General features: G+C 67.9%; 8 protein-coding genes. 6 read left to right on the top strand and 2 right to left on the bottom strand.

Annotated elements, in window-relative coordinates; genetic code table 11:
- Positions 1-32: 32 nt before the first annotated feature.
- Positions 33-1328 carry a glutamate-1-semialdehyde 2,1-aminomutase gene (hemL, locus tag E5P3_RS26275; protein ID WP_162588643.1) on the bottom strand — a complete coding sequence of 432 codons (1296 nt, stop codon included), beginning with the start codon at positions 1326-1328 and terminating at the stop codon, positions 33-35.
- Positions 1329-1477: 149 nt separating this feature from the next.
- On the bottom strand, positions 1478-2437 hold the full coding sequence (gene thiD, locus E5P3_RS26270; protein WP_162588642.1) for a bifunctional hydroxymethylpyrimidine kinase/phosphomethylpyrimidine kinase: 960 nt from the start codon (positions 2435-2437) through the stop codon (positions 1478-1480).
- Positions 2438-2546: 109 nt separating this feature from the next.
- On the opposite strand from thiD, the gene E5P3_RS26265 reads away from it, so the two are divergent.
- The 6 genes from E5P3_RS26265 (at position 2547) to E5P3_RS26240 (ending at position 12466) form a co-directional block, all read left to right on the top strand.
- Positions 2547-2717 (top strand): rubredoxin, encoded by a 171-nt coding sequence (locus E5P3_RS26265; protein ID WP_088955233.1) that lies wholly within the window; start codon positions 2547-2549, stop codon positions 2715-2717.
- 77 nt (positions 2718-2794) lie between these two features.
- Positions 2795-3193: a response regulator gene (locus E5P3_RS26260; RefSeq protein ID WP_068683500.1), complete on the top strand. Its 399-nt coding sequence runs from the start codon at positions 2795-2797 to the stop codon at positions 3191-3193.
- Complete coding sequence (locus tag E5P3_RS26255) at positions 3193-3558, top strand: response regulator (RefSeq protein ID WP_068683498.1); 366 nt, start codon at positions 3193-3195, stop codon at positions 3556-3558. Before E5P3_RS26260 ends, E5P3_RS26255 begins: the two co-directional genes overlap by 1 nt.
- Positions 3559-3586: 28 nt before the next feature.
- Entirely contained in the window at positions 3587-4114 is a 528-nt protein-coding gene (locus tag E5P3_RS26250) for a chemotaxis protein CheW (RefSeq protein WP_162588641.1), read from the top strand.
- A 41-nt stretch (positions 4115-4155) separates the two neighbouring features.
- Complete coding sequence (locus E5P3_RS26245) at positions 4156-6495, top strand: methyl-accepting chemotaxis protein (protein WP_162588640.1); 2340 nt, start codon at positions 4156-4158, stop codon at positions 6493-6495.
- Positions 6496-6511: 16 nt separating this feature from the next.
- Positions 6512-12466, top strand: a complete 5955-nt coding sequence (locus E5P3_RS26240; protein ID WP_162588639.1) for an Hpt domain-containing protein — start codon at positions 6512-6514, stop codon at positions 12464-12466.
- Position 12467: the final 1 nt, after the last annotated feature.

Raw genomic sequence — 12467 nt, 5'->3', positions numbered from 1 at the left:
CTCAATCAGAGCAGCGGTACTTCAGCTGGAGGTCATGCGCGCGGCAAGGTCTTGAAGATGGCGCGTGCTGCCTCGATGGTGGCTGCGAGATCCTCGTCACTGTGGGCCGCGCTCACGAAGCCCGCCTCATAGAGCGCCGGCGCGATGTAGACGCCGCGTGCCAGGAGCCCGTGGAAGAGCGTGTTGAATCTTGCGCTGTCCGTGACCATGACCTGGGTGTAGTTCTGCGGAAGTTGCTCGAGCAGGAAGAAGCCGAACATGCCGCCTTCGCTGTCGGCGCTGAAGGGGACGCCTTCCGCCTGCGCCGCCGCCTTCAGGCCGTCGACCAGCGTGCGGGTCTTTCGTGACAGCGCGTCGAAGAAGCCTGGCCGTGCCACCTCCTTCAGCGTGGCGAGGCCGCAGGCCGTGGCCACCGGGTTGCCCGAGAGCGTGCCGGCCTGGTAGACCGGGCCCAGCGGCGCCAGCTGCTCCATGATCGCGCGCGGGCCGCCGAAGGCCGCGAGCGGCATGCCGCCGCCGATGACCTTGCCCAGCACCGTGAGGTCGGGCCGCACCCCCAGCACGCCCTGGGCGCCGTGCAGGCCCACGCGGAAGCCGGTCATGACTTCGTCGAACACCAGTAGCGCGCCATGCTGCGTACATAGCTCGCGGCAGCGCTGCGCGAAAGCCGCACTCGCGCGCACGAAGTTCATGTTGCCCGCGATGGCCTCGATCATCAGGGCCGCGATCTCGTGGCCGTGAAGCGTGAAGGCCTCCTCCAACTGCGCGAGGTTGTTGTATTCGAGCACCAGCGTGTGCTGCACCACCTCGGGCGGTACGCCGGCCGAGGTCGGGTTGCCGAAGGTCGCGAGGCCGGAGCCCGCCTTGACCAGCAATGCATCGGCATGGCCGTGGTAGCAGCCCTCGAACTTGATGATGTACTTGCGGCCCGTGGCGCCGCGCGCCAGGCGCAGCGCGCTCATCGCGGCCTCGGTACCCGAACTCACGAGGCGCACCATCTCCATCGAAGGCACGAGCGCGAGCATGGCTTCGGCGAGTTCGATCTCGCGCTCGGTCGGTGCGCCGAAGGAGAAGCCATCGGTCACGGCGCGCTGCACCGCCTCGACCACCGCAGGGTGGCCGTGGCCCAGGATCATCGGGCCCCAGGAGCCGATGTAGTCGATGTAGCGTCGATCGGCCGCGTCCCAGAAATAGGCGCCCTGGGCGCGCTTTACGAAGCGCGGCGTGCCGCCGACGGCCCGGAAGGCGCGTACCGGCGAGTTCACGCCGCCAGGAATCACGGCGCGGGCGCGCTCGAAGAGGGTGTCGTTGGGATCGGTGTTTTGCATGGGGCGTCAGCGAGTTCTGAGTGAGTGCGTCCCGCGCCCGTCGGAGCCGGGCCCGTTGGGGGACACCGCGAAACCACCTCTGCCGGGCCGCTGATGTCTCCCCCGGCGGGGGCGGCTCGCGACATGAGCCAGCCTGGGGGCGAGTTCAACTAGTGTCGGGTGTCGTGTGGCGGCAGGGCGAGATCAATGGGTGAGAGGGGGTCGTCATTCTCCTCTTCCTCCTCGGGCTGGGCCCAGAAGAGCCGGTCGGGCAATACATGGCCCATGCCGGGGCGAAAACCCGCATCCAGGCAGCGGTCCATGTAGCTCAGCGCCTCGGTGGCGGCAGCGGCCAGGTCGGTGCCGCTGGCCAGGAGTGCAGCCAGCGCGGCGGAGAGCGTGTCGCCGGCGCCGGCGAACACGGCGTCGAGCCGCTCGTACTTCTCGCTGGCGAGCACGGATTGCGGGGAGGCCAGGACGTTGTCGAAGTACTGGTCGGGCAGCACCATCCCCGTCACCAGCGTGTAGGGCACGCCCATCTCGCCCGCAGCGCGTGCGATGTCGCGCGCGCTGGGCGGACGTTCGCCGGCCCAGTCCGGCAGCAGCCAGCGCCACAGCGTGCTGTGATTGCCGACCAGCACGGTGGTCTGCGGCAACACCAGCTCGCGGAAGGCGTCGAGATAGGCCTCGATCTGCGTGTCCTCCCACCAGGACAGGTTGGGCATGTAGGCGACCACGGGTACTTCGGGGTAGTCGGTCGCGGTCTCGGCCACGGTGCTCAGGTTCTCCGGAGAGCCCACGAAGCCCACCTTGATCAGCTGGACCTCCACGTCCTCCAGGATCGTGCGCGCCTGTTCGGCGACGGCCTCCTCATCGAAGGGAAAGTGGTCGAAGATCTCGGAGGTGTCGCGCGCATAGGCACCGGTCACGACCGGCAGCATGTGAGCGCCGACCGAGGCAATGGCCACCGCGTCGCAGGCAAGGCCGCCGGCACCGCTGGGATCGCTCGCGTTGAAGACCAGAACGCAGGGCAGGGTCGGTTCGCTCTCCGCGCTGACTTCGTCGCTGGTGGGGTCGGTAAGATCGCTCACTTTGTAGCCTTGCTCCATTGGTAATAAGTAAGTTGTCATGTGCAGCAGGGCCTACCAAATGGTGGCGTATCCGAGACGCTTATCACGCGATTTTTTGATACGTCTGGATACGATCGTTGCATTCTATGAACAGGGACTTTAAGCTGCGATGAACACGAAAACCTGGATGTGCCTGATTTGCGGGTGGATCTATGACGAATCGGTGGGGGTGCCCGAAGATGGTATTGCGCCAGGCACGGCATGGGCAGATGTTCCGATGAATTGGACCTGTCCCGAATGCGGGGCGCGCAAGGAAGACTTCGAGATGGTTGAAATCTGAAGCATGGCACAGGGCCGTGCTTCTTGCGCCCCATAAGGGGCGTTTCGGTCTTAGAGTGTCACAAAGGAGCGGCGAGAATGAGCTCGAATGGATCCGGTTACAAGGTTCTCGTCATCGACGACAGCAACACCATCCGGCGCAGTGCCGAAATCTTCCTCAAGCAGGGCGGCCATGAGGTGCTGCTGGCGGAGGACGGTTTCGATGCGCTGTCGAAGGTCAACGACCACAAGCCGCACCTGATCTTCTGCGACATTCTCATGCCGCGTCTCGACGGCTACCAGACCTGCGCCATCATCAAGCGCAACGCCCACTTCTCCAGTGTGCCGGTCGTGATGCTGTCCTCCAAGGACGGCGTATTCGACAAGGCGCGCGGCCGTATGGTCGGCTCCCAGGACTACCTCACCAAACCCTTCACCAAAGACCAGCTGCTGCAGGCCGTGCAGCAGTTCGGCGTCGTTTCGCAGGAAGTGCAGTAATGGCTATTCGCAAAGTGCTCGTGGTCGACGACTCCAAGACGGAGTTGATCTTCCTGACCGATCTTCTCCAGAAGAACGGCTTCTCGGTAAAGACCGCCGAGAACGCGGAGGACGCCATGCGCCGCCTCGAGGAAGAGCAGCCCGACCTGATCCTCATGGACATCGTGATGCCGGGTCAGAACGGCTTCCAGCTCACACGCGCGATCGCGCGCAACCCGCAGTACGCGTCGGTGCCCATCATCATGTGCACCAGCAAGAACCAGGAGACCGACCGGCTCTGGGGCATGCGGCAGGGCGCTCGCGACTACATCGTCAAGCCGGTCAATGCGGCCGAGCTGATTGCCAAGATCAGCGCGCTGGCCTGACCGCGAGGCTTTTTCTTCCTCCTCGTACATGGCCAACCGCGACGCTCTACGCGCTTTCCAGTCCCGGCTCGCCAGTCGCCTGCAGGCGGCGCGCACTTCGGGCGTGTCCGCCTCCTGGCTCGCCGTGGAGGCGGGCGAAGCGAAGTACCTGTTTCCGCTCGGGCATGCCGGCGAGATCTTTCCGTGGACCCCGCCGCAGGCGGTGCCGTACGCACAGCCCTGGTTCCTGGGCGTCGCCAACTTGCGCGGCGGCTTGTACGGCATCGTGCAACTGTCCACCTTCGCTTCCGGAGAGGCCCCCGCTGGCAGCGAGGCGGCGCGCGCTCAGTCGCGCTTGGTGGCGCTCAATGAAATGCTGGAAGTCAACTGCGCGCTGCTGATCGACCGCTTGGTGGGTCTGCGCGGCGTGGAAGCCTTCACCGCATCGGAGGCGCCGGACGGCGACGCCCCTGCCTGGCTGGGGCACGCCTACACCGACGCGACCGGTGAGCGCTGGCAGGAAATCAACCTGCAGGCGCTGTCGCAGCAACCGCAATTTTTGAGTATCGGCGCCTGAGCGCAGCGCCTTGCACCGACCACTTACCTGAAGGACCGACCGTGAGCTCGATCGCCGACAAGTTCAAGAAATTCCTGCCTGCGGGTGGCGACAACGTCACTGTGCGTGTCGACAGCGGGTCGACGTTGTCGATGGACGGCGGCGACACCTTGCAACCGCCCGAGGAGAAGACGGTGCGAATCCGACGCGATTCAACGCCCGATGCGGCACCCGAGACGGTGGTTCTCGCCATGGACGCTGCCAACGACCAATCCCCGGCCGCCGCGATCGACAATGACCCCGTCCTGGCCGAAAGCCCCGGCGCCGCGCCCTCTGAGCCGGCTGCCGGCGGAGGCTCGCTGCGCTCCAATCCCGCGCGCCAGCAGCGCGTGCTGGCGATCGTGCTCGCGGCCGTGGTGCTCCTGCTGTTGCTGGTGGCCGGCTCCGCCATCCTGCGCGCCGAACGGTTGGCGCAGCAGGTGGCTGCCACCGGCCAATCGCTGATGCAATCGCAGCGCCTGGCCAAGTCGGTATCGCAGGCCCTGGTGGGCAACGTGCCGGCATTCACGGAGGTGAAGGAGAGCTCGGACGATCTGACGCGCCGTGTGCAGGGCCTGACCAACGGTGACGACGCGCTCAAGCTGGAGCGCGTGGGCTCCCAGTACGACGCCGAGCTCGCCAAGATCAACCCGCTGGTCGAGCGTGCCGACAAGAGCGCCAAGGCTGTGTTGGCGCAACAGAAGATCCTGACGCAGGTCGGCACCGCGCTGCGCGATATCAACCGCCAGTCCTCGGACCTCCTCGAAATGACCGAGACGGTGGCCTCGCTGAAGATGCAGCAGAACGCGACTCTGCCCGAAATCTCGGCCGCAGGCCAGCTGGTGATGCTGACGCAGCGCATTGGCAAGTCGGCCAACGAATTCCTGACGGTCGAGGGCGTGAGCCCCGATGCCGTGTTCCTGCTGGGCAAGGACCTGAACACCTTCCAGGAGGTCACCCGCGGCCTGCTCGAAGGCAATGCACAGCAGCGCCTGCCTGGCACACGCGACCCGCAGACGCGTCAGCAGCTCGAGACGATCCTCAAGACCTACGAGCAGACCCGGACGCAGGCTGGCGCCATTCTCGGGAACCTCCAGGGCCTGGTGGCCGCACGTGAGGCGCAGGCCGCGATCCTGGCCGATAGCGAGCCGCTGCGCACCTCGCTCAGCGACCTGCAGGAGAAGCTCTCGGCTCGCACCGGCCTCGGCGCCGGCACGGTGGTGATGCTCTTCGTACTGTCGCTGGCCGCCCTGGCGCTCGCCGGTGCGATCGGCTTCGTGCAGGTGCGAGAGGGCCGCGAGCGGGCGCTGGCCGCCGAACGCGAGCGGATCGCCGCCGAGCGCGCCAGCGAGGACGCCGGTCGCGTCAATGCCGCCAACCAGGCTGCGATCTTGCGGCTCATGAATGAACTGCAGACCGTGGCGGAGGGCGACCTGACCCAGGAAGCTACCGTGACCGAGGACATCACCGGCGCCATCGCCGACTCGGTGAACTACACGGTGGAGGAACTGCGCTTGCTGGTGGGTAACGTGCAGAACACGGCCACTCGCGTGGCGCAGACCACCTCGCAGGTGGAAAGCACCTCGACCGAGCTGCTGGCGGCGTCCACCGAGCAGCTTCGCGAGATCCGCGAGACCGGCCAGTCGGTGCTGACCATGGCGGAGCGCATCAACGGCGTCTCATCCCAGGCGCAGGAATCGGCCACGGTGGCGCGCCAGTCGCTGCAGGCTGCGTCCTCCGGCCTGCAGGCGGTGCAGAACGCGATCGGCGGCATGAATTCGATCCGCGACCAGATCCAGGAAACCTCCAAGCGGATCAAGCGCCTTGGCGAATCGTCCCAGGAGATCGGCGAAATCACCGAGCTGATCTCGGACATTACCGAGCAGACCAACGTGCTGGCCCTGAACGCCGCCATCCAGGCTGCGTCCGCCGGCGAAGCCGGCCGCGGCTTCTCGGTGGTGGCGGAAGAAGTGCAGCGTCTGGCAGAGCGCTCCGCCGACGCCACGCGCCAGATCTCGGCGCTGGTGAAGGCCATTCAGACCGACACGCAGGACGCAGTCGGCGCCATGGAGCGCTCCACGCAGGGCGTGGTCGAGGGGGCCAAGCTCTCCGACAACGCCGGTACTGCGCTGTCCGAGATCGACCGCGTGTCGCGCCGGCTGGCCGACCTGATCGAGCAGATCTCGCAGTCCGCATCGCGCGAAGCCGATTCGGCCAACGTGGTCGCCGCCAACATCCAGCACATCTTCGCCGTGACCGAGCAGACTGGCGAAGGCACGCGGACCACGGCCCAGCAGGTGCGCGAGCTCTCGCACATGGCCGAGGAACTGCGCCAGTCGGTGGCCCGCTTCAAGATTGCCTGAACCCCGAGCATCCAACGTGTCGATCCAAAGCCCCGCCACCGCCCCAAAAGCCGGTCCCGCGCCGGCCCATGAAGATCTCGGGCCACTGGCCTGGGTGCTCGGAGAGATCCAGAAGTCGCTCGACAACGCCAGCAGGACGCTGAAGCGCTTCGCGCGAGAGAGCAGCGGCAGCGCCGAAGCCGATACGGCACCGCTGCGCCTGGCCAGGCAGCAGTTGCACCAGGCCGTCGGCGCGCTGCAGATGGTGGGGCACCCGGCCCCCGCGCTGGTGCTGGGGGCGATGGAGTTCGCCGTCCAGAGCTTCGTCTCCGAGCCGGGGCGCTGCACCGAAGCCGCGGCCCAGAAGATCGACCGGGCGGGCTTCGCTGTCGCCGACTTCCTCAACGCGCAGCTGGCAGGCAAGACCGTGTCCTCGGTGGCGCTGTTCCCGCAGTATCGCGATGTGCTCGAGCTTGTGGGCAATGAGCGCGTCCATCCGGCCGACCTCTGGGACATGAATTGGCGCTGGGCCGAGATCAAGCCCTCGCCCACTCAGACGGCGATGGTGTACGACCCCGCGGTGCGTTCCAAGCTTGACCGCGAGGTGCTCAAGATCGTCAAGAACGGCGACGACCAGGCCGCGCGTCGGCTTCAGGCCCTGTGCCTGAGCCTGGGCCGCGGCGCCTCGCTGCCGCGCGTGGCCAGCTTCTGGACGCTGGCGGCCGGCTTCTTCGAGGCGCTGGCGCTGGCATTGATCCCCGCCGACGCCCACGTCAAGCGCGCCGCCTCCCGCGTGCTGCTGCAATACGCCACCTTGGCGCGCGGCGACAACACCGTTTCCGACCGTCTTGGGCAGGACCTGCTGTTCTTCTGCGCGCAGGCCGTGCCGGGTCCACGCGACGAGGCAGCCACGCTGCGCGCGGTGCGGGTTGCCTGGGGCGTGGCCAACGAGCAGAAGGTCGACTACACGATCGAGCAGTTCGGCCGCTTCGAACCGCAGGTACTGATGCAGGCGCGCAAGCGAATCGAGACAGCGAAGGAAATGTGGTCGGCGCTCTCGGGCGGTGACGTCACGCGCACGCGTCAGGTGGCCGACACGTTCGCGCAGCTCGGCGAGTCGCTGCAGAAGTTGCATCCGCCCAGCCTGCCGATGGTGCAGGCCTTGAACAACGCGGTCGACGCCTCGATGCGTTCGGGCCGGCCGCCAGGCACCGAGTTGGCGATGGAGGTCGCGACCTCGGTGCTCTACCTCGAGGCCGCCTTCGAGGACCTCGACCCGCATGATCGCCAGCTCACAGCGCGTACCGTCCAGTTGGCCGGGCGCATCGAGCGCGCGCGTGAAGGTGGCCGTTCGGAGCCGCTCGAGCCTTGGATGGAGGAGCTGTACCGCCGCGTGAGCGACCGCCAGACCATGGGCACCGTGGTCGGCGAGCTGCGCAGTCACTTGAGCGAGCTCGAGAAGTCGCTCGACCAGTTCTTCCGCCGGCCGACCGAGAAAGGCCTGTTGCGCACGGTGCCGACGCAGCTGCTGCAGATGAAGGGCGTGTTCTCGGTGCTCGGGCTCGACCAGGCGGCCCAGACCGTGCAACGCATGCGCGAGAACGTCGATCGCCTGTTGGCCGTGGAGGCATCCGCCAGCGACGCCACCGACTTCGACCCGCTCGGCAACAACCTGGGCGCGCTCGGCTTCCTCATCGACATGCTGAGCTACCAGCCAGCACTCGCGAAACGCCTGTTCGTGTTCGACGCCGACGCCGGCGAGCTCAAGCCCCTGATGGGCCGCCAGGCTGCCGAGGCAGCCGCGTCCGAAGCGGCGGCGCCGGCCTCCTTCGCCTCGGCCTCCGGACCGGTCTCGGTCACCGAAACCGTGCTCAGCGTCGAGGAGGTCGATGCCCAGATCGCGGCCAAGCTCGCCGCTCTGGCGACGCCGGCGCGCAAGGCGCCGCCGCCACCGATCGAGGAAGTCAGCCGCCCGAGCGCGAGCTGGACTGCCAAGATCACCGGCCCGGCACCGCTGGAAGCCTTGCCCGATACCGAAGTGCGGGAGCTGGAAGAGGACGATCTCCAGAACATCTTCCTCGATGAGGCCCGCGAGGTGCTACACAATGGCCTGGCCGCGGTCTCGGCGCTCGGCTCGCGCCCGGACGACAGCGGCGAGCTGACTGTGCTGCGCCGAGCCTTCCACACCCTCAAGGGCAGCTCGCGCATGGTCGGGCTGATGGACTTCGGCGAGGCCGCCTGGTCCTTCGAACAGGTGCTTAATACCTGGCTGGCCGACCAGCGCCCGGCCACGCCGGAACTGCTTGCCGGCACGCGCCGCGCGCTGACCGATTTCGCGAAATGGGTCGAGGCCATCGCCGCCAACGAGCCGCACGGCTGGCAATCCGCGCCATTCCGCAGTATCGCGGAGTCCTTGCGCACCGGCGAGCCGATCGCGCCGCACGCGCCCATGGCCGACCCCGATACCCTGGTCGCGGCGGCGCGCCACATCGCAGCCGAGGAGACCATGGCCGACGTCAAGGCGGCGCCCGAGGCGCAGCCTGAACCGTTGCCGCAGCCCGAGCCGCTGCCTCTGCCGGAACTGCCCGACCTGGAGCTGGGGCCGTTGACTTTCGATGCACCCGCAGAAGCGCCGCGCGCCGCCGAGGCCGAACCCGCGAGCGCCGAGGTGCAGGCGCATCCGCCCACTGCCGACGACGATTTCGCGTCGACCGATTTCCTCGACTTCGACGACCGGTCGAAGCCGCCGCTGGAAGAGCCGCAGCTGCCGGCCGAGCTGGAAGAGATCGACTTCCTCGAAACCGCGCAGGCGAGCATCGAGCCTTCGCTGCCCGCCCCGGCGGCCGAGCCCGCCGTCGCCCCTGAGCCCGATGTGCTTCCCGTTCCCCTGCTGAAAGAAGCATCGGTGGAGGAAGAGCCCCGGCACGAGCCCTTGCCGGAACTTTCGCTGGAACTGCGCCTGGATTCCGCACCCGAAGAAGCATTCGGCGAGCCGCGTATCAAGCCGGAGCCCGAACCCCAACCCTTGCCCGAGCCGTCCGTCGCCGCCCCTGCGTTCGAGGAAGCCGTGCCGGCGGAGATGCTGTCGGTGGCTGGCGTCGACGACCAGGTCAAGGTGATCGGCCCGCTGCGCATCGGCATCGCGCTCTACAACGTGTATCTCGTCGAGGCCGACGAGTGGTCGCGGCAACTGGCCAACGAAGTCGGCGAATGGGCGCTCGAATCGCACCGGCAGGTGCCGGAATCCGCCATCAACCTGGCTCATTCGCTGGCGGGCAGCTCTTCGACCGTCGGCTTCCAGGGCCTGTCGGACATGGCGCGTTCCTTCGAGGCCGCGCTGCAGCACCTGTACATGCAGGGCCGCGGCGGCACGCCGGCACAGGGCGCAGTGCTGATGGCCGCGGCGGAGGAACTGCGGCGCCTGTTGCACCAGTTCGCGGCCGGCTTCCTCAAGGAGCCTGCCGCCGCGACGTTGCGCGCACTGCGCGAGGTGGCGGAATCGCCGATGCCCCTCGAGATCGGCGAGACGGTCGCGGCCGCAGCCGCTGTAATGCGTCCCGGCGGCGCCGATGTGGCGCTCGACGAGGGCGAGGATGCGATCGACGTGGCCGATGCGGTCGACGTCGACCTGTTCCCGATCTTCGAGGAGGAGGCGGCCGAGCTGCTGCCGCAACTGGGTGGCGCGCTGCGCGAATGGTCGCAGCACCTGGACGACCCGGCCCCGCGCGCCGCGACGTTGCGCACGCTGCACACGCTCAAGGGCAGTGCCCGGCTGGCCGGCGCCATGCGCCTGGGCGAGCGCGCGCACCGCATGGAGTCCGAGATCGAGGCCATCGGCGCAGAGGGGGCCGAGCGCGGTGCCGTCGAGCAGCTGCTGGCGCGCTTCGACGCGCTGCAGGCCACCTTCGATGCGCTGCGCGCCGCCGATGATGCGATGCAGAGCGAGCTGGCGAAGCGGGCCGTTGCCGTGGCGCCCGCCGCCGAAGCAGGTCAGGAAGCGACGGAGACGGAAGCCGCTGCCGAGTTCGTCGCGCCTGCGGATGGCGGACCCGACGAACAAGCGCCGCGCTCCGCAGTGGCGCTGCCTTCCCCTTCGGCGCTCACGCCGCTGCGCCCATTGTCCAGCCAGGCGGTGCGTATCCGTACCCACCTGCTCGACCGCCTGGTGGCGCAAGCCGGCGAGGTCATCATCACCCGCTCGCGCCTGGAGGCCGAGTTGGGCCAACTGCGCAGCTCGCTCGGCGATCTGACCGGCAACCTCGACCGCCTGCGCCAGCAGCTGCGCGACATCGAGGTGCAGGCCGAGAGCCAGATGCAGTCGCGCCTGGCCCAGGCCAAGGATTCGCAGCAGGGCTTCGATCCGCTCGAGTTCGACCGGTTCACGCGCGTGCAGGAGCTCACGCGGATGATGGCGGAGTCCGTCAACGACGTGGCGACCGTGCAGCGCACGCTGCAGAAGACCGTGCAGGCCACGGAAGACGACCTCAGCGCACAGGCCCGCCAAACGCGCGAGCTGCAGCGCGGGCTGCTGCGCACGCGCATGGTGGAGTTCGAGGGCATTTCCGAGCGCCTCTACCGCGTGGTGCGGCAGGCCTCCAAAGACACTGGCAAGCAGGTGCGCCTGGACATCGTCGGCGGCAGCATCGAGATGGACCGTGGCGTGCTGGACCGCATGACGCCTGCCTTCGAGCACCTGCTGCGCAACTGTGTCGCACACGGCATCGAAGATGCGGCGGCGCGCGAGAAGGCCGGCAAGGAACCGAACGGCCTGATCGCCATCGAACTGCACCACGAGGGCAACGACGTTTCGGTGAGCTTCCGCGACGACGGCGCGGGGCTCAACCACCGTCGCATCGTCGAGCGTGCTCGCGCGCTGGGCCTGATCGCCGCGGATCACCATCCGAACGAGGACGAGGCGGCCGAGCTGATCTTCACCCCCGGCTTCTCGACCGCCGAGCAAGTGTCCGAACTGGCCGGCCGCGGGATCGGCATGGACGTGGTGCGCGCGCAGGTCGCGGCGCTCGGCGGCCGCATCGAGATCCAGAGCAAGCCGGGCGAGGGCACGCAGTTCAAGTTGGTGCTGCCGTTGACCACGGCGGTGACGCACGTGGTCATGCTGCGTGCCGGCGCCACGTCGATCGGCGTGCCGTCGAACCTGGTGGAACTCGTGCAGCGCGCCGGTGCCTCCGAGCTCGAGACCGCATACCTTGAGCAGCGCTATTCGTTCGGCGGCGAGCAGGTGCCCTTCTTCTGGGCCGGTGCGCTGCTGCAGTCGTCCGCGCGCAGCGAGCGCGGGATGGCCAAGACCAACACCATCGTCATCGTGCGAAGCGCGGCCCAGCGGGTGGCCTTGCATGTGGACGAAGTGCTGGGCAACCAGGAAGTAGTGGTCAAGAACCTCGGTCCGCAGCTCTCGCGGCTGCCGGGCATGGCCGGCATCTCGGTGCTGGCTTCCGGTGCGGTCGCGCTGATCTACAACCCCGTCGCGTTGGCCGCGGTGCATGGCGAGCAGGCGCGGCAGTTCCAGGCCAGCGGCGCATCGGCCGCTGCCTCGATGCGCGGCGCGGATGCCGTGGTGACCCAGGCGGCACCGCCGCAGATCCCGCTGGTGCTGGTGGTCGACGACTCGATCACCGTGCGCCGCGTCACGCAGCGCCTGCTGCAACGCGAGGGCTATCGCGTGTCGCTGGCGGCCGATGGCCTGCAGGCGCTCGAGCGCCTGCAGCAGGAGCGGCCCTCGGTGGTGTTGTCGGACATCGAGATGCCGCGCATGGATGGCTTCGACCTCGCGCGCAACATCCGCGCCGACGCCTCCCTGGCCGACCTACCGATCATCATGATCACCTCGCGCATCGCGGAAAAGCACCACGATCATGCGCGCGCGCTTGGCGTCAACCACTATCTCGGCAAGCCCTACGCGGAAGACGAACTCCTGCGGCTGGTGCGGCACTACACCAGCGCCGAGGCACCGCAGCAGGCCATGGCGGCCTGAG

This window comes from Variovorax sp. RA8 (genome assembly GCF_901827175.1).
In the GTDB taxonomy this organism is placed as follows: domain Bacteria; phylum Pseudomonadota; class Gammaproteobacteria; order Burkholderiales; family Burkholderiaceae_C; genus Variovorax.
Note: the sequence above shows the minus strand (reverse complement) of the source record. Positions and strands in the feature narration are given on the sequence as shown.

Excerpts from the sequence above, each read along its gene's own strand:
- E5P3_RS26260 (WP_068683500.1), top strand. The coding sequence starts at position 2,795 with ATGAGCTCGAATGGATCCGGTTACAAGGTTCTCGTCATCGACGACAGC.
- hemL (WP_162588643.1), bottom strand. The coding sequence starts at position 1,328 with ATGCAAAACACCGATCCCAACGACACCCTCTTCGAGCGCGCCCGCGCC.
- E5P3_RS26265 (WP_088955233.1), top strand. The coding sequence starts at position 2,547 with ATGAACACGAAAACCTGGATGTGCCTGATTTGCGGGTGGATCTATGAC.
- thiD (WP_162588642.1), bottom strand. The coding sequence starts at position 2,437 with ATGACAACTTACTTATTACCAATGGAGCAAGGCTACAAAGTGAGCGAT.
- E5P3_RS26255 (WP_068683498.1), top strand. The coding sequence starts at position 3,193 with ATGGCTATTCGCAAAGTGCTCGTGGTCGACGACTCCAAGACGGAGTTG.
- E5P3_RS26250 (WP_162588641.1), top strand. The coding sequence starts at position 3,587 with ATGGCCAACCGCGACGCTCTACGCGCTTTCCAGTCCCGGCTCGCCAGT.